Source organism: Actinomadura rugatobispora, assembly GCF_055379765.1.
The window spans coordinates 433,579-450,777 of record NZ_AP029191.1; the positions used below are offsets into that span (position 1 = coordinate 433,579).

Annotated in this window: 16 protein-coding genes; 8 read left to right on the forward strand and 8 right to left on the reverse strand. The window is 73.3% G+C overall.

All coding sequences use genetic code 11. The features are described from left to right. The first annotated feature begins 54 nt into the window (after window positions 1-54). Window positions 55-1,251, forward strand: coding sequence for a cytochrome P450 (locus ACZ466_RS01710; protein WP_378285472.1), 1,197 nt, complete (start codon window positions 55-57; stop codon window positions 1,249-1,251). 10 nt (window positions 1,252-1,261) lie between these two features. On the opposite strand, the gene ACZ466_RS01715 is transcribed toward ACZ466_RS01710, so the two are convergent. Then, a complete protein-coding gene (locus ACZ466_RS01715; protein WP_378285473.1) occupies window positions 1,262-2,065 on the reverse strand; it encodes a putative protein N(5)-glutamine methyltransferase in 804 nt (267 codons plus the stop codon). A 38-nt stretch (window positions 2,066-2,103) separates the two neighbouring features. Here ACZ466_RS01715 and ACZ466_RS01720 point away from each other — a divergent pair, with 38 nt between their 5' ends. Beyond that, window positions 2,104-3,027 carry a PaaX family transcriptional regulator gene (locus ACZ466_RS01720; protein WP_378285474.1) on the forward strand — a complete coding sequence of 308 codons (924 nt, stop codon included), beginning with the start codon at window positions 2,104-2,106 and terminating at the stop codon, window positions 3,025-3,027. On the opposite strand, the gene ACZ466_RS01725 is transcribed toward ACZ466_RS01720, so the two are convergent. The 5 genes from ACZ466_RS01725 to ACZ466_RS01745 form a co-directional block, all read right to left on the reverse strand. Continuing rightward, window positions 3,018-3,473: a MaoC family dehydratase gene (locus ACZ466_RS01725; RefSeq protein ID WP_378285475.1), complete on the reverse strand. Its 456-nt coding sequence runs from the start codon at window positions 3,471-3,473 to the stop codon at window positions 3,018-3,020. The two genes, ACZ466_RS01720 and ACZ466_RS01725, sit on opposite strands and share 10 nt — an antisense overlap. A gap of 89 nt (window positions 3,474-3,562) precedes the next feature. Beyond that, window positions 3,563-4,444 carry an amidohydrolase family protein gene (locus ACZ466_RS01730; protein WP_378285476.1) on the reverse strand — a complete coding sequence of 294 codons (882 nt, stop codon included), beginning with the start codon at window positions 4,442-4,444 and terminating at the stop codon, window positions 3,563-3,565. Window positions 4,445-4,446: 2 nt separating this feature from the next. After that, a complete protein-coding gene (locus ACZ466_RS01735) occupies window positions 4,447-5,358 on the reverse strand; it encodes an SDR family NAD(P)-dependent oxidoreductase (protein ID WP_378285477.1) in 912 nt (303 codons plus the stop codon). A gap of 126 nt (window positions 5,359-5,484) precedes the next feature. Next, window positions 5,485-6,483: a cytochrome d ubiquinol oxidase subunit II gene (locus ACZ466_RS01740; RefSeq protein ID WP_378285478.1), complete on the reverse strand. Its 999-nt coding sequence runs from the start codon at window positions 6,481-6,483 to the stop codon at window positions 5,485-5,487. A gap of 2 nt (window positions 6,484-6,485) precedes the next feature. Continuing rightward, entirely contained in the window at window positions 6,486-7,871 is a 1,386-nt protein-coding gene (locus tag ACZ466_RS01745; protein ID WP_378285479.1) for a cytochrome ubiquinol oxidase subunit I, read from the reverse strand. Window positions 7,872-8,082: 211 nt separating this feature from the next. Here ACZ466_RS01745 and ACZ466_RS01750 point away from each other — a divergent pair, with 211 nt between their 5' ends. Together ACZ466_RS01750 and ACZ466_RS01755 are read left to right on the forward strand one after the other, a co-directional pair. Continuing rightward, the gene (locus ACZ466_RS01750; RefSeq protein ID WP_378285480.1) at window positions 8,083-9,297 is read left to right on the forward strand and encodes an endonuclease/exonuclease/phosphatase family protein; all 1,215 of its coding nucleotides are present in this window, start codon (window positions 8,083-8,085) and stop codon (window positions 9,295-9,297) included. A gap of 33 nt (window positions 9,298-9,330) precedes the next feature. Then, window positions 9,331-10,179, forward strand: a complete 849-nt coding sequence (locus tag ACZ466_RS01755; RefSeq protein WP_464042704.1) for an NAD-dependent protein deacetylase — start codon at window positions 9,331-9,333, stop codon at window positions 10,177-10,179. Here ACZ466_RS01755 and ACZ466_RS01760 read toward each other — a convergent pair. Next, on the reverse strand, window positions 10,168-11,352 hold the full coding sequence (locus ACZ466_RS01760; RefSeq protein WP_378285481.1) for a phospholipase D-like domain-containing protein: 1,185 nt from the start codon (window positions 11,350-11,352) through the stop codon (window positions 10,168-10,170). The two genes, ACZ466_RS01755 and ACZ466_RS01760, sit on opposite strands and share 12 nt — an antisense overlap. A 117-nt stretch (window positions 11,353-11,469) precedes the next feature. Continuing rightward, entirely contained in the window at window positions 11,470-12,510 is a 1,041-nt protein-coding gene (locus tag ACZ466_RS01765) for a LacI family DNA-binding transcriptional regulator (RefSeq protein WP_378285482.1), read from the reverse strand. A 182-nt stretch (window positions 12,511-12,692) separates the two neighbouring features. Between ACZ466_RS01765 and ACZ466_RS01770 the strand changes: the two genes are divergently transcribed. Genes ACZ466_RS01770 through ACZ466_RS01785 form a run of 4 tightly spaced genes read left to right on the forward strand, consistent with a single transcriptional unit; the run spans window position 12,693 to window position 17,153 of the window. Beyond that, window positions 12,693-14,009 (forward strand): extracellular solute-binding protein, encoded by a 1,317-nt coding sequence (locus ACZ466_RS01770; RefSeq protein ID WP_378285483.1) that lies wholly within the window; start codon window positions 12,693-12,695, stop codon window positions 14,007-14,009. Beyond that, window positions 14,006-14,881, forward strand: a complete 876-nt coding sequence (locus tag ACZ466_RS01775; protein ID WP_378285484.1) for a carbohydrate ABC transporter permease — start codon at window positions 14,006-14,008, stop codon at window positions 14,879-14,881. The genes ACZ466_RS01770 and ACZ466_RS01775 overlap by 4 nt, the downstream gene beginning before the upstream one ends. Beyond that, complete coding sequence (locus ACZ466_RS01780) at window positions 14,878-15,744, forward strand: carbohydrate ABC transporter permease (RefSeq protein ID WP_378285485.1); 867 nt, start codon at window positions 14,878-14,880, stop codon at window positions 15,742-15,744. Before ACZ466_RS01775 ends, ACZ466_RS01780 begins: the two co-directional genes overlap by 4 nt. Before the next feature lie 17 nt (window positions 15,745-15,761). Further along, window positions 15,762-17,153 (forward strand): glycoside hydrolase family 5 protein, encoded by a 1,392-nt coding sequence (locus tag ACZ466_RS01785; protein WP_378285486.1) that lies wholly within the window; start codon window positions 15,762-15,764, stop codon window positions 17,151-17,153. The last annotated feature ends 46 nt before the right edge of the window (window positions 17,154-17,199 follow it).

Sequence of the window (17,199 nt, forward strand, 5' to 3'; positions counted from 1 at the left end):
ATGTCATCATCTGTTCTGCACATCTGAAACTCTGAGACCGATCGGAGCCGCCGCATGGGCGACCTGCCGGAGATCGACCTGACCGACCCCGCGGTCGTGCGCGACCCGTTCACCGTGTACGGGGAGGCCCGCGAGCGCTCCCCGCTGGCCCGGCTGGCCATGCCGGGCTTCGGCACGATGTGGCTGGTGACGCGGCACGCCGAGGCCAGGGACATGCTCAGCGACCCCCGCTTCGCGCTCCGGGCCGACAGTTACCTGCGCCCCGACGTGCCCGAGGACTGCCTGCCGTACATGCGCACGATGGGCGAGATGGACGGCCCGGAGCACACCCGGCTGCGGCGGCTGGTGTCCCCGGCGTTCACCGCCCGCCGCGCCGGCGCGTTCCGGCCCCGGATCGAGCCCCTGGTCGGCCGCCTCCTGGACGGCCTGCCCGGGCGGGCGGGCGGTGGCCCCGTCGACCTCGTCCCGCACTTCACCCGGCCGCTGCCGATGGACGTGATCTGCGAGCTGGTCGGCATCCCGGAGCCCGACCGGCCGCGCTGGCGCGAGTACGGCGCCACGGTCGCGGCGAGCGCGGGCGCCGAGTTCGCCGCGGCCATCCCCGGCATCATGGCGGGCGCCAGGGCCGCCGTCGCGCGCCGCCGCGCCGAGCTCGGCGACGACGTGATCTCCGACCTGGTCCGCCTCCAGACCGGGCACGCCGACCAGCTCACCGACGCCGAGATGGTCACGCTGATCTGGCACCTGGTCATCGCGGGCCAGACGCCGGCCAACCTGGTGGCCAACGCCGTGGCGGCCCTGCTGTCGCATCCCGGCCAGCTCGCCGCGCTCCGCGCCGACCCCGCCCTCCTGCCCCGGGCGGTCGAGGAGGTCATGCGGTGGGGCGGTCCCGCGCTGCTGTCGGTCCCCCGCTTCACCCGCGAGGACGTCGAGCTCGGCGGGGTGCGGATCCCGGCGGGCGAGGCCGTCACCGTCTCGATCGCCGCGGCCAACCGCGACCCGCGCGTGTTCGGCGACCCCGACCGCTTCGACATCGCCCGCGCCCCGGCCGGGGGCGGGGCGGGGCACCTCGGCTTCTCGCACGGCCCGCACTTCTGCCTCGGCGCCTCACTCGCCCGCGTCGAGACCGAGGTCGCGCTGGCGGCGCTGCTGCGCCGCTTCCCCGGCCTGGAGCTCGCCGCCACGGTGGAGGAGCTGCGGGCGCCCGACCCGGGGAACTGGCGGCTGACCTCGCTGCCCGTGAACCTCTGACCCGCGCGGGTCAGGCGGGCGGCCGGGTCCCGGTGACGACGGTCGCGTACAGCTCCTCGGACGCGTCGACCCGCGCGACCAGCCCGGCGGCCTCGACGGCCTCGACGGCGGCGGGGGCCTGCCGCTCGCTCGTCTCGAACAGCAGGTGCCCGCAGGGTGCCAGCCAGTCCGGCGCGCCGCCGATGACGCGGCGCGCCACCTCGAGGCCGTCGGCGCCGCCGTCCAGCGCCACCCTGGGCTCGTGCAGCCGGGCCTCGGCGGGCATCAGCCCGACCTCCCCGGACGGCACGTACGGCACGTTGGCGGCCAGGACGCCGACGCGGCCCCGCAGCACCGCCGGGAGGGGGTCGTAGAGGTCGCCCTCGTGGACCCGGCCGCCCGCGCCGGCGAGGTTGCGGCGCGCGCAGCGCACGGCGGCCGGCTCGATGTCGGCCGCGTGCAGTTCCACCGGTCCGAGGGCGGCGGCCAGCGCGGCGCCGACCGCCCCCGAGCCGCAGCACAGGTCGACGACCACCGCCGGCGGGCGCGCGGCGGCACGGGCCAGCGCGACGGCCCGCTCGACCAGGAACTCGGTGCGGCGGCGCGGGACGAACACCCCGGGGTCGACGGCCACGCGCAGCCCGCCGAACTCGGCCCAGCCCACCACGTGCTCCAGCGGCAGCCCGGCCGCGCGGCGCTCCACCAGCGCGTCGAGCTCCTCGGGGGTGGCGGCGGCGGACATGATCAGCCGCGCCTCGTCCTCGGCGAACACGCAGCCCGCGGCGCGCAGCCTGCCGACGACGGAGGCGGTCAGGGAGGGAGTGGGAGATGCCATGGGCCGACCACCCTACCCGGCCGGGACAATGGGGAAGCGTGACAGTCACCGACAAATCCGGCGGATTCGGCAACGGCCGCGCGGCCGTCCCGGCCGCGCCGGACGCGCCCGAGACGCCCTGGCTGCGCCCGCAGTCGCTGCTGCTCACCTTCTGCGGCGGCTACCTGCTCGGACGCGACGAGGCCGTCTTCTCCGGCGGCCTGATCGCCGTGCTCGACCGGGTCGGGGTCAAGGAGCACGCCGCCCGCTCCACCCTCGCCCGGATGACCCGGCGCGACCTGCTCACCCGCCACCGCCACGGCAAGCGCGTCTTCTACGGCCTGACCGAGCACGCCCGGGAGGTGCTGGGCGAGGGCGAGGACCGGATCTGGCGGCAGCCCGCGGTCAACCGCGACTGGGACGGCCGGTGGACCCTGCTGGGCTTCTCGCTGCCCGAACGGCAGCGCGGCGACCGGCACCTGCTGCGCTCAAGGCTGTCGTGGGCCGGGTTCGGGATGCTCCAGAACGGCCTGTGGCTCACTCCCGCCGCCGTCGACGTCGACCGGCTACTGGAGGGCCTGGACGTGGTCGACCACGTGAAGGCGTTCCGGGCGACCATGGTCGCCCCCACCGACGTCGACCAGATGATCGCCGACGCGTGGGACCTGGACGCGCTGGCCGCCCGCTACCGCGCCTTCCTCGACCGCTGGGACCGGCCCGAGCCGGTCCCGGCGGCGCGCGACGACCTGGCCCGCCAGCTGCTGCTGCTCACCGAGTGGCTGATGCTGGTCCGGGAGGACCCGCGGCTGCCGGTGGAGCACCTGCCCGCCGACTGGCCCGCCGTGCGCGCCGAGCACGTCGCGCTGCGGCTGCGCCGCGCCTACGAGGGGCCGTCGCGGCGCATCGCCGGGGAGATCCTGGAGTGGGCCCCGTCCCCGGAGCCCACTCCTCTCAGTGTGCGTCGCTCAGCGGATCAGAGGTAGTTGCGCAGCACGACCTCGGCCACGCACGCCGGCTTGGCGGCGCCCTCGACCTCGAACGTCAGCGTGAGGGTGATCTGCACGCCGCCCTTCACCTCGGCCACCTCGTCCAGGGACGCCCCGCAGCGCAGCTTGGCGCCGACCGGCACCGGCGAGGGGAAGCGCACCTTGTTGCAGCCGTAGTTGACGCCCATGGTGAAGCCTTGAACGTCCAGGATCTGCGGGAGGAAGGAGGGCACCAGCGACAGCGTGAGGTAGCCGTGCGCGATGGGGCCGCCGAACGGGCCCGCGGCGGCCCGCTCCGGGTCGACGTGGATCCACTGGTGGTCGCCGGTGGCGTCGGCGAACTGGTTCACCCGCTCCTGGGTGACCTCCATCCAGTCGCTGTGCCCGAGGTGCTTCCCGGCGAGGGCGCGCAGGCCCTCCACTCCAACGGCGGTCGTCGGCATGGTGTCTCCTTGGATTCTCGATCGCTCATGCGGGGGGCGTCCCGCCGTTCTACCTGGTCCTCGTCCCGGACCCGGCGCCGGGTCCCGGTTCAGGCGAGGCCGAACAGGCGGGCGGCGTTCTCCTTGAGGATCAGCGGCCGCACCTCGGGCTTGATGTCGAGCTTCCCGAAGTCCGCCAGCCAGCGCTCCGGCGTGATCATCGGGTAGTCGGAGCCGAACAGCACCTTCTCCTTGAGCAGCGTGTTGGCGTACTGGACGAGCTGCGGCGGGAAGTACTTCGGCGACCAGCCCGACAGGTCGATGTGCACGGTCGGCTTGTGCATCGCCACCGACAGCGCCTCGTCCTGCCAGGGGAAGGACGGGTGCGCCAGGATGATCGGCATGTCCGGGAAGTCCACCGCGACGTCGTCGACGTGCATCGGGTTGGAGTACTTCAGCCGGATCCCGCCCCCGCCGGGGGTGCCCGCCCCGACGCCGGTGTGCCCGGTGTGGAACAGGGCGATGCGGCCGTGCTCGGCGATGACCTCGTACAGCGGGTAGACCGACGGGTCGTTCGGGAAGAAGCCCTGCATGTTGGGGTGGAACTTGAACCCGCGGATCTGGGGGTGCGAGGCGAGCAGCTCCCGCGCCTCCCGGACGCCCTCGGCGCCGCGCGCCGGGTCGATGCTGGCGAACGGGATCAGCGCGTCGGAGTTCTCCGCGGCCAGTTCCGCGATCTCCTCGTTGCCCGCGGCGTGCTCGTTGGCGCCGCCGCCGGCCTTGTCGACGCCGAAGACAACGGCGGCCATGCCCCGCTCGCGGTAGTAGGCGGCGATGTCGCGGGCGGTGTGCGCGGCGACGGCGTCCGAGCGGAAGTACTCGGCCATCTCCTTGAGCGTCTCGCCGCCCGCCTCCCCGGCGTCCCGGCGGACCGAGCCGTGGACGTGCACGTGGACGTCGATGGCGGAGACGGCTCCCAGGTCGATCGCCATGGTCAGCGTCCTCCCGTCTCGGCGCCGGGCGGCGGGGCCAGCGTGTAGTCCTGCAGATGCGGCTCGAACACCGACGGGAAGATCGAGGCGAGCGTCTCGGGGGTCCAGCCGCCGTCCCGCACGGCGGTGGCGACCTCGGTGGGGTGCGACCACAGGGTGACGCGGTCGCCGCCGGCCGCCAGGCACTGCCCGGTGATCCCGGCGGCGGCGTCGGAGGCCAGGAAGACCACGGCGGGCGCGGCGTCCTCGGCGGTGCCCAGCCCGCCGCGGCGCATGTGCTCGGGGACGGGGGCGCCCTGCTCGACCTGCTCGACGATCTCGCCGAGCCCGGGGATGGTGGCGACCATCCGGGTCAGCGCGGTGGGGATGACGGCGTTGACGGTGACGCCCATCCGCTCGCACTCGACCGCCCAGGTCCGCACGAGCCCGACGATCCCGGCCTTGGACGCCGAGTAGGCGGTCTGGCCGAAGCTGGCGCGCTGACCGGCCGGCGAGCCGACCAGGATCAGCCGCCCGCCGTCGCCCTGCTCGCGGAACCGGCGGACGGCGGCGCGGCCGCAGGTGAACGTGCCGCGCAGGTGGGTGCGCACGACCGCGTCGAAGTCCTCGTCGCCGGTGTTGCGCAGCGTGCGGTCCCGCAGGACGCCCGCGTTGGTGCACATGACGTCCAGCCGGCCGAACTCGGCGACCGCCCGCGCGACCAGGGCGTCGGCCGTCTCCGACTCTCCGATCACGCCGGTCTCGGCGACCGCGGAGCCGCCCGCCCCGGCGATCAGCGCGACGGTCTCGTCGGCGACCCCGGCGTCGATGTCGTTGACGACGACCGCGGCGCCCTCGGCCGCCATCGCCCGGGCGTACGCCCTGCCGAGACCGCGCCCGGCGCCGGTGACCACGGCGACCTTGCCCTTGAGCATGCATCCTCCTGTGAACGGCCGCGAGCGGCCCGGGATCGGTTGACCCACCCCATGAAGTTAGTCAGATGCGTTACGGCCGTCAATGATGTGCCTTACATCCCGGCTCGCCGGAGATGCCCGGACCGGTCAGGCGCGATGGTCCCGCTGGAACATCGAGTACAGCCACCACAGCGACGGCAGGAGCAGCAGCGCGCCCACGGCCAGCGCGCCCAGGCTGGCGGCCAGCACGGAATCGGTCGCCGCCGCCTCGTCCAGCGGGACCCCCGGCAGCAGGTCCGGGTACTGGCCGAGCCCCCAGCCCCACAGCAGTCCGATGACGGCCAGCGCCGCGGTGACCCGGACGGCCACGTACGCGCGCCGCCACAGCAGCGCCAGCGACGCCAGCCCCGCGACGACCGACACCACCAGCAGCGGCAGCCCGCGCCCCGAGGTCAGCTCGGTGAACAGCCCCGGCGCGTCGGCGCGCAGCACCGCCAGCCCCGCCACCGACAGCACCCCGACCACCGCCCCGGTGACCAGGGCGCGCCGCCGGAACTCCTCGGCCAGCCCGCGCTCGCCGCCGCGCTCGGCGTCCCGGGTGAGGAACACCGCCGCCAGGTAGGCCGCGACCCCGACCGCCAGCACCCCGCTGATGAGCGAGGTCGGATTGAGCCAGCTGGTCAGCAGATCGCCCGCCGCGATCCCCGGCGGCACCCGGCCGGAGGCGATCGCGCCCGCCACCGTGCCCAGGAAGAACGGCGTGACCAGCGACGAGAACGCGAACGTCGCGCCGAACAGCCGCTGCTGCCACAGCTCCGTGCTCGCCTTGCGGAACGCGAACGCGGCCCCGCGCGCGATGATGCCCAGCGCCACCAGCGTCAGCGGGACGTACAGCGTCGAGGCGATCGCCGCGAACACCGGCGGCACCGCGGTCCAGGTCACCACGATCACGAAGATCAGCCAGACGTGGTTGGTCTCCCAGACCGGGCCGATCGAGTGCTCCACCAGCGCCCGCCGCGGCCGCCCGCGCTCGGCGCCCCCGGCCAGCAGGTCCCACACCCCGCCGCCGAAGTCGGCGCCGCCGAACAGCACGTAGGCGGTCAGGCCGATCCACAGCACCACCAGCATGATCTCCGGCAGCGGCATCGTCAGACCACCTTGAAGTCGGTGACGTCGCGCTCCTGCGGCGCGATCGGCACCGGCCGGTACCGGGCCATGCGCCGCAGCACGTACACCGTCGCCACCGTCAGCACCACGTACACGACGCTGACCAGCACGAACCCCCACACCAGGCCGGGCGCCGGGTTGACCGCCCGGGACGTGCGCATGACGCCGTACACGATCCACGGCTGCCGCCCGACCTCGGTCACCACCCAGCCGGCCTCCAGCGCCACCACCGCGGCCACGCCCGACAGCGCCGCCGCCCGCAGGAACCACGGCGTGCGCGGCAGGTCGCGGCGCCGCCACCAGCAGAACGCCGCCCAGGCCGCCAGGGCCAGCAGCGCGAGCCCCAGCCCCACCATGATCTGGAACGCCCAGTGCACGACGTTCACCGGCGGCCGGTCCGCCACGGGCACCTGGTTCAGCCCGGCGATCTCCGCGTCCGGGTTCCAGTGCGCCAGCAGCGACAGCCCGTACGGGATCTCCAGCGCGTACCGCATCTCGCCGTCGATCGCGACCCCGCCGACGTGCAGCGGCACCCCGCGCGCGGTCTCGAAGACCCCTTCCATCGCCGCCAGCTTCACCGGCTGGTTGCTCGCCACGAAGTGCGCCGCCCAGTCCCCCACCCCGATCTGCACCGGGGTGACGACCGCCGCCACGGTGAACGGGATCAGGAACCCCAGCCGGTGGTAGCGGTCCCGGCGCCCGCGCAGCATCGCCACCGCGTACACGCTCGCCATGGTGAACCCGGCCACCATGAACGCGGCCAGGATCATGTGGACGGTCTGCGGCGGCGTGGCCGGGTTGAACATCGCCGCCCACGGGTCCACCGCCACGATCCGGCCGCCCTCGGTGTCGAACCCGGTCGGCTGCTGCATCCACGCGTTGGCCGTCACGACGAAGAACGCGCTGGCCACGCCCGCGACCACGATCGGGATCCCGGTCAGCATGTGCCGCACGGGCGGCAGCCGGTCCCAGGCGTACAGGTAGACGCCCAGGAAGATCGCCTCGATGAAGAACGCGATGCCCTCCAGCGAGAACGGCAGCCCGATGACCTCCCCGTAGGTGCCCATCAGGCCCGGCCACAGCAGGCCCATCTCGAACGACAGGATGGTCCCCGACACCGCGCCGACCGCGAACAGCACGCCCATCGCGCGGCCCCAGCGCCGGGCCAGCAGCCGGTAGTGCTCGTCCCCGGTGCGGTGCCCGCGCCACTCGGCGATCAGGGTGATGGCCGGCATGCCCACGCCCAGGCAGGCCAGGACGATGTGCCAGCCCAGCGACAGCGCCATCTGCATCCGCGCGGCGCCGAGATCGGCCCCCGTGGTGGCCTCGGTGGCGGCGGCGGCCACCGCCGCCAGCGGCCCGCTCACCCGGATCCCTCCGGCGACACCGCCATGTCGTCCTCCCCCGCGTGTGGTCGGGGCCTGCATACCCCCTCACATGCGATGACACCTCGGGCGGGGACGGGAGGGGGACAGGGACGGGCGGCCGAGCGATTCGCCGGCACGTCGCCTGCAAGCCCCCTTCCGGACATCCCGGTCATGAAAGCATCGGCGCGAGACGATCTCCGAGGAGAAGCCCATGATCCGTGCCGGCGCCCTCACGGCCACCGCGTCCGCGGCCGTGACCGCGGTCACCCTCGCCCTGCCCCTCGTCCCGGCCCACGCCGGGGAGCGGCGGGACGTCCGGTTCGCCACGTTCAACGCGTCCCTCAACCGCGGTACCGAGGGGCAGCTGGTCAAGGACCTGTCCACCCCCGGCAACGCGCAGGCCGCCACCGTCGCGGAGATCATCCAGCGGGCCCGGCCGGACGTCCTGCTCATCAACGAGTTCGACTACGACGCGAGGGGCGAGGCGGCCCGGCTCTTCCAGGACAACTACCTGTCCCAGGGCCGCAACGGCGCCGCCCCCATCCGCTACCCCTACCGGTACACCGCGCCCAGCAACACCGGCGTCGCCTCCGGACACGACCTCAACAACGACGGCGCCGTCACCACGGCCCCCGGCTCCGACGCCTACGGGCAGGACGCGCTCGGCTACGGCTTCTTCCCCGGCCAGTACGGCATGGTCGTCTACTCGCGGCACCCGATCGACCACCGCGGCATCCGGACGTTCCAGAAGTTCCTGTGGAAGGACATGCCCGGCGCGGCCCTCCCGCCCGGCTGGTACTCGGACGAGGAGCTCGGGGCGGTGCGGCTGTCGTCCAAGAGCCACTGGGACGTGCCGATCAAGCTGGGCCGCCGCACCGTCCACTTCCTGGCCTCCCACCCGACGCCGCCCACGTTCGACGGCGCCGAGGACCGCAACGGCCGCCGCAACCACGACGAGATCCGGCTCTGGGCCGACTACGTGCGGCCCTCCCACGGCCGCTACCTCTACGACGACCAGGGCCGGCGCGGCGGGCTGCGTCCCGGCGCCGAGTTCGTGATCGCCGGCGACCAGAACGCCGACCCGCACGACGGCGACAGCCACGACCACGCCATCCTGCAGCTGCTCGGCAACCCCCGCGTCAACGCCGGCGTGCGCCCCGCCAGCGAGGGCGCGGCCGAGGCGAGCCGGCTCCAGGGCGGCGCCAACGCCGGGCACAAGGGCGACCCCCGTTACGACACCGCCGACTTCGCCGACACCGCGCCCGGCAACCTGCGGGCCGACTACGTGCTGCCCTCCAAGGGCCTGAAGGCCACGGGGGCCGGGGTGTTCTGGCCGGTGGCGTCGGACCCGCTGTCCCGCCTCACCGGCGCCTACCCGTTCCCGAGCTCCGACCACCGCCTGGTCTGGCTGGACGTCCGCCGCTGACGGACGGGCGCGCCCGTCGGGCACCATGGGAGGGTGGCAGACACTCTCCCGCTCACCTCCGGCCACCGGCTGGAGATGCTGGCCGACCTGGTCGCCGACGGGGACCTGGTGGTCCTGAGCGGCGCCGGGCTGTCGACCGAGTCCGGGATCCCCGACTACCGCGGGGAGACCGGACGCCGGCGGCAGGCCCGGCCGATGACCTACCAGACCTTCGTCGGCAGCGCCGCCGCCCGCCGCCGGTACTGGGCCCGCGGGCACCTGGGCTGGCGGCACATCGCCCGCGCCGACCCCAACGCCGGCCACCGCGCGGTGGCCGAACTCCAGCGCCGCGGGCTGGTCGCCGGCATCATCACCCAGAACGTCGACGGGCTCCACCAGGCCGCCGGGGCGCGGGACGTGATCGAGCTGCACGGCGGGCTCGACCGCGTCCTGTGCCTGGGCTGCGGCCGCCGCTCCCCGCGCCGGGACCTGCACGACCGGCTGAACGAGGCCAACCCCGGCTGGCGGGACGAGTCCGCCGCGATCAACCCCGACGGCGACGTCGCGCTGAGCGACGAGCGGATCGAGTCGTTCCGGACCGTGGACTGCGACCGCTGCGGCGGGGTGCTCAAACCCGACGTGATCTTCTTCGGCGAGAACGTGCCCCGGCCGCGCGTCCGGGAATGCTTCACGCTGACCGAACGGGCGGGCGCGCTCCTGGTCCTCGGCTCCTCCCTGACGGTGATGTCGGGCCTGCGCTTCGTCCGGCACGCCGCCACCCTGGACATCCCCATCGCCATCATCAACCAGGGCCCCACCAGGGGAGACGAACACGCCCTCCTGACCCTGAACGCCCCCCTGGGCCCCACCCTCTCGGGCCTGGTGCGCCCGTCAGGCCGGTGAGGCGGCGGGGGCCGCCGCCTGCATCGTGGTGAAGTTGCGGACGTACTGGGTGTAGATCGTCTTGTCGGTCAGCCGCAGGAGGGCCTCGTCGTTGCGGCGCAGCGAGGTCTGGTTGTAGTTGTGGCTGCCGGTGAGCACCACGCGGGCGCGGTCGTCGCGGCCGAACGAGCCCTCGATCAGCATGTACTTGGAGTGGATCCGGCCGGGCAGGCCGCTTCCGCCGCCCAGGACGCGCAGTCCGATCCGGGGCTCGCTCTGGAGGACCTGCTTGACCTCGTCGTCGACGATGCCGTAGACGATCTGGACGGTGCAGCCCTGGCGGGCCAGGTCGCGGAGGCGTTCGGCGATGGCGACGCGGTAGGCGTCCCACTCGGACATGCCGACCCGGATGGCGGTGCCCGGCGTGCAGCGCACCAGGCCCAGGTTCTCCACGATCGGGTCGGTGGAGGCGTCGGTCCCGGCGCGCGGGAAGAAGGACGCCTGCACCTTGCGGGCGTCCACGGTCCGGTAGTAGTCGAGGTTCTTGCGCTCGGCCGCGAGGTCGGCGAAGTAGGCCGAGTAGGCGCCGTAGAGCCGCTTGTCGCCGACGAGGGTGACCGCGTTGTTCCAGTACGTGGTGGAGTTGAGGTCGGTCAGGTTCGCCGAGGACTGCACCACCACGTTCTTGGCCCGGCCCACGCGCGAGAACAGGTAGAACTTGTTGTGCTGGCCCTTGTCTCCGATGCACGCGGCCGTCCCGCCCGACATCGGGCCCGTGCAGACGTGCAGGAACGAGCGGTCCGCGGTGTCGGTGCCCAGCGCGTCGGCGAGGCGCCGGGCCACGGCCGCGCCGCGGGTGTCGCCGTCCACCAGGACCTGCACGCGGACGCCGCGCCGGTGCGCCTTGATCAGCTCGTCGGCGAAGCCGGTGCCCGCCGTCCCCGACATGACGAAGTGCGCGACCTGGACGGTGGCGCCCGCGGGCGTCTGCTCGACCAGCGAGCACAGCCGCTGCGCGATCGCGGCCGGGTCGCCGCCCACCGGCTCGCTGAACACGGCTCCGGTCGTGACCTTGACCTCGGGAGCGTCCGCGCAGGGGGCGGGGGCGGCGGCCGCGGCACCGCCGCCGGCGAGCAGCGCGCCTCCGGCGGCGAACACGGTGGCGGCCAGCACGGACATGAACTTCCCAGCCATGGAACCGATCTCCTTCGCGCGCGGGACGCCGTCGGTCCCGTCGCCGAGCCGATCTTGGAGGGCGCTTTCGCCCGGCCGGGGCGGGTCGTGTGAAGGAGAGGTCAATGGCGGGCGAACTTACCGGTGGGGCGCGGGGGGTGCGGTGCTCTCGCGGACGACCAGCTCAGTGGCCAGTTCGACCCGGTGGGTCTCCAGGGTCTCGCCGCGGGCCATGCGGAGCAGCATCCGCGCCGCCAGCGCCCCCATCTCGGCCAGCGGCTGGCGCACGGTGGTCAGCGGCGGGGAGAACCAGCGCGACACCGACAGGTCGTCGAAGCCGACGATGCTGAGGTCCTGCGGGATGCGCAGGCCGCGCTCGCGGGCCGCCTCGCACGCGCCGTAGGCCTGCTGGTCGGAGCCGGCGAAGATGGCGGTGGGCGGGTCGGGCAGCTCCAGCAGCAGCCCGGCCTGGACGTAGCCGCTCTCGTGGTGGAAGTCGCCGTGCCGCACGAGCCCGGCGTCGGCCGGGAGCCCGGCGCTCTCCAGCGCGCCGCGGTAGCCGTCCAGCCGGGCCCGGCTGCACAGCATCCCGGAGGGGCCGCTGATGATGGCGATGCGGCGGTGGCCGAGGTCGATGAGGTGCTGGGTGGCGGCCAGCCCGCCCGCCCAGTTGGCGGCGCCGATCGAGGGGACCTCCGGGTCGGGCTCGCCGCGCGGGTCGATGACGACGTAGGGGACGTTCAGCGCACCGAGCCGGGCGTGCTGGTCGGGGGTGAGCTCGTCCAGGACCAGGATGACGCCCTCCGACCGCCGCCGCTCCAGGTTGTCCAGCCACTGCCGGGCGGGCTCGGAGCGGGCGTGGATGGCCGAGACGACGGTGCCGACGCCGGAGCCGTGCGCGACCTCCTCGGCACCGCGGATGATCTCCACCGCCCAGGGGCTGTCCAGCTCGTCGAAGACGAGGTCGACCAGCCCGGCGGGCTCGGAGCCGCGGCGCCTGGCCCGCGGGTAGGCGTGCCGGTCGAGCAGTTCCTCCACCCGGCTGCGGGTGCCGTCGGCCACGTCGGCGCGGCCGTTGAGCACCTTGGAGACCGTCGACACCGACACGCCCGCCTCCCGGGCGATCGCGGTGATCGTGACGCGCCGCCGGTCCCGTCCGCTCTGGTTCCGGTTCGTCAAGGTGGACCTCGCCTTCCTGTTGGCCGCATACTACTCCGAAAATTTTCGATGGCCGATGCGCTTTTGAAAAAGCACAATCACCGTATTGACAGGGGTTCGGGCCGATCATACTTTCCGAAATGTATCGGCAATGTTTCGAGAACATCGGCGGTCCGGGGGCGACGCCTCGGGAGGTGCGAAAGGTGTTCGACGTTTCGTTCAGAACGCGGCCGCGGCCGCTGATCGCCGCGCTGGCGGCGCTGGCGCTGGCCGCCGGCACGGCCGCGTGCGGCACCTCCGGCCCGGCCGGGGGCGGGGCCTCCGGGGAGATCCGGGCGTGGACGCTGCAGGGCGACGCCATCAACAAGGTGGAACGGGACGGCGTCGCGGCGTTCAACAGGTCCGCCGGCGCCAGGGTGCGGCTGGAGACCTTCCTCAACGACCCCTACAAGCAGAAGCTGCAGGTCGCCATGGGCGCGCCCAACGCTCCGGACGTGTTCATCAACTGGGGCGGCGGCCACCTCAAGCAGTACGTGGACGCCCGCCAGGTCGCCGACCTGACCCCGGAGTTCACCAAGGACCCGGCCTGGCTGAACAGGTTCCTCCCCGTCGTGATGAAGACCGCGCAGCTGGGCGGGCGCTACTACGGCGTCCCCGAGCGCGGCATGCAGCCGATCGTGCTGTTCTACAACAAGGACGTGTTCGCGGCCGCGGGCGCGCGGCCCCCGAAGACCTGGGACGACGTGCTCAGGCTGGTCGACACGTTCAAGGCGCGCAGGATCACCCCGTTCGCGCTGGCCGGGTCGCAGGGCTGGACCGGGCTGATGTGGCTGGAGTACCTGCTGGACCGGATCGGCGGCCCGGCCAGGTTCAAGGCGATCACCGACGGGACGCCCGGCGCCTGGCGGGACCCGGCGGTCGTCCGCGCCCTCACGATGATCCGGCAGCTGATCGACCGCGGCGCGTTCGGCACAGGCTTCGCCTCCGTCGACTACGACGTGGGCGGCGCCTCCACCCTGTTCGCCACGGGCAAGGCCGCGATGCACCTGATGGGCTCGTGGGAGTACGCGACCCAGCTCGGCCAGAACCCCGGGTTCGTCAAGAACAAGCGGATGGGCTGGGTGCCCTTCCCCACCGTCGCGGGCGGCACCGGCGACCCCCGCAACGTGGTCGGCAACCCGGCCAACTACTACTCGGTCGGCGCCGCGTCCAAGGACAGGGCGGGCGCGATCCGGTTCCTCAAGGAGTCCATGACCTCCGACGCCTACGTCAAGGGCCTCATCAGCGTGGGCGAGATCCCCGCCATCAAGGGCCTGGAGCCCACGCTGCGGACCGCGCCCGAGTCCGAGTACGCGACGTTCATCTACTCCCTGGTCGGCTCGGCGCCCGAGTTCACCCAGTCGTGGGACCAGGCGCTGACCCCGGCGGCGTCGCAGGCCCTGCTGACCAACCTGCAGAAGTTCTTCCTCGGGCAGCTCGGCCCCGAGGAGTTCACCGCCGCCATGGACAAGGTCAGATGACCAAGCGTCCGGGAGCGCTGTGGGCCGCCCCCGCGATCGCCTACTTCGCGGTGTTCGCGGTGGCGCCCATGGCGCTGGTGGCCTGTCTCAGCCTCACCACCTGGAACGGCCTCGGCGTCCCGCAGTGGGCGGGCACGGCGAACTGGGCCCGGCTGGGCGACGACGCCGCGCTGCCCGGCTCGCTGCGGCTGTCGGCGATCCTCACCGTCGCGGCCTGGTGCGTGCAGACCCCGCTCAGCCTGCTGCTCGGGGTCTGGGCGGCCGGACCCGGCCGGGGCCGGGCGGCGCTGAGCGCGGTGTTCTTCGTGCCGCTGCTGATGTCGAACGCCGCGGTCGCGCTGCTGTGGCAGTCGCTGCTGGACCCCGCCTTCGGCCTGGCCGACCTGGTCGGCCCCCTGCTGGCCGCCCGCGACGGCAACATCCTGGGCGAGCCGTCCCGGGCGCTGGCCGCCGTGGTGCTGGTGGTGTCGTGGCAGTTCGTCCCGTTCCACGTGCTGCTCTACCAGGCGGCGACCCGGCAGATCCCCGCGATGCTGTACGACGCGGCGGCCATCGACGGCGCCGGGCGGGTCCGGCGGTTCGTGTCCATCACCCTCCCCCAGCTGCGCAACACCATCGTGTCGTCCACGGTGCTGATCCTGGTGGGGTCGTTCACCTACTTCGAGACGATCCTGCTGATGACCGGGGGCGGGCCGGGCACCGCGACCCGCGTGCTGCCGCTGCACATGTACCTCACCGGGTTCTCCGCCTTCGAGATGGGGTACGCGAGCACGCTCGCGGTGCTGCTGGTCGCGGTCGGCACGACGCTGTCGATCGTCATCGTCCGCGCGACGGGCTTCGCCCGGATGCGCAGCACGCGGGAGGGCCTGTGACCCCGGCCCTGCCGCCCCGTACCCACCGGCCGCCCCGTGCCCACCGGCTGCGCCGCGCCAATCCGCTCGCCGCGCTCGGCGCGCTGGCGTGGCTGGTGGTCGTGGGGCTGCCGCTGTACTACCTGGTCGCGGTGAGCCTGCGCACCCGCGAGGACTACCTGACGGCGGGGGCGCTGTCCCCGCCGACCTCGCCCACGTTCGAGAACTACGCCACCGTCGTCGGCGGCGGCTTCGAGCGGTACCTGCTGAACACGGCCGTCGTCACGGCGGCGTCGGTGGCGCTGGTGCTGGTCCTGGCGCTCCCCGCCGCGTACGCCATCGTGCGCGGCAGCGGACGGCTGGTGCGCGCGGGCTTCTCGCTGCTGCTCCTCGGGCTGGCCATCCCCGCCCAGGCGGTGATCGTCCCGGTGTACCTGATCATCACCCGGATGCACCTGTACGACTCGCTCACCGGGATCGTGCTGCCCACGGCGGCGTTCCTGCTGCCGATGGCGGTGCTGGTCCTCACCAGCGCGCTGCGCGACATCCCCGAGGAGCTGTACGAGGCGATGGCGCTGGACGGCGGCGGCCCCGCCCGGACGCTGCGCACGCTGGTGATCCCGCTGAGCCGCCACGGCCTGGTCACCGTCGCGGTCTACGTCGCCGTCAACGCCTGGAACGGCTTCCTCTTCCCGCTGGTGCTCACCCAGTCGCAGGACCGGCGGGTGCTGACGATGGGCCTGTGGAGCCTGCAGGGCCAGTACACCTCCAACGTCCCGGCCCTGATGGCGGCGATGACGCTGTCGGTGCTGCCGGTGTTCCTCTTCTACGTGCTCGGGCGCAGGCGCCTGGTGAGCGGGCTGACCGCGGGATTCGGCAAGTGAGATCCAAGGAGACGGGCATGACCGACGACGACCGGTTCCTCCGCGTGGAGGGCAGCACGCTCGCCGACGGGACGGGCGCCCCCGTGCGCCTGAGCGGCGTGGGCCTCGGCGGGTGGATGAACATGGAGAACTTCATCACCGGCTACCCGGCGACCGAGACGCTGATGCGGCGGGCGGTGCGCGGCGTGCTGGGCGAGGAGCGGTACCGCCGCTTCTTCGACCGCCTCCTCACCGCCTTCTTCAACGAGGACGACGCGGCCCTCCTCGCCTCGCTCGGCGTCAACTGCGTGCGGATACCGCTGAACTACCGGCACTTCGAGGACGACCTCGCCCCCTTCAAGATCATCGAGGACGGGTTCCGGCACCTGGACCGGGTGGTCGGCGACTGCGCGCGGCACGGCGTCTACACCGTGCTGGACCTGCACGCCGCGCCCGGCTCGCAGAACCACCACTGGCACAGCGACAACCCCACGCACGAGCCCGCGTTCTGGCAGCACGCCCACTTCCAGGACCGGCTCGTCCACCTGTGGCGGGCCATCGCCGACCGCTACGCCGGGAACCCGTGGGTGGCGGGCTACAACCTGCTCAACGAGCCCGCCGATCCCACCGGCGAGATCATCGGCCCGTTCTACGCCCGGCTGGTGGAGGCGGTCCGGGAGGCCGACCCCCGCCACACGATCTTCCTGGACGGCAACACCTACTCCACCCGGTTCGACATGTTCGGGGAGCCGGCGGAGAACGCCGTCTACACCTGCCACGACTACGCGCTCGCCGGTTTCGTGTACGGCGGCCCCTACCCGGGCCGCACCGAAGGCGAATGGGTGGACCGCGACCAACTGGAGGACAAGTTCCTGGAGCGGACCGCCTACCAGCGCCGCACCGGAACCCCTGTCTGGGTGGGCGAGTTCGGCCCCGTCTACACCGGCGACCCCGAACGGGACGCGCAGCGCTACCAGATCCTGCGGGACCAGCTCGACATCTACGACGCCCACGGCGCGGGCTGGTCGCTGTGGACGTACAAGGACGTCGGGCTCCAGGGAATGGTGCACGCCCACCCGGACAGCCCCTACATGCGGCGGTTCGGGGAGTTCCAGGCGAAGAAGGACCGGATCGGCGCCGATCACTGGGGGTCGACCGGCGAGGGCGTGCGGCATCTGACCGAGCCCCTCCACACCTTCATGGCCGAGGAGTTCCCCGGGTTCGACCCCTACCCGTTCGGGCGGCGCAAGTTCACCGACGACCTGGTCCGCCACCTGCTGTTCGCGCAGCCGCTGACCGTGGAGTACGCGGAGCTGTTCCGCGGCCTGGACGAGGGCGGGCTGGACGCGCTGGCCGACTCGTTCGCCCTCGCCGCCTGCGCACGCCGCGAACCGCTGGTCTCGATCCTGGCCGAGCGGCTCGGCGGCTGACCCGCCCGGACGGCCGCCGCCCGGCGACCGGTCACGTGACTGATGC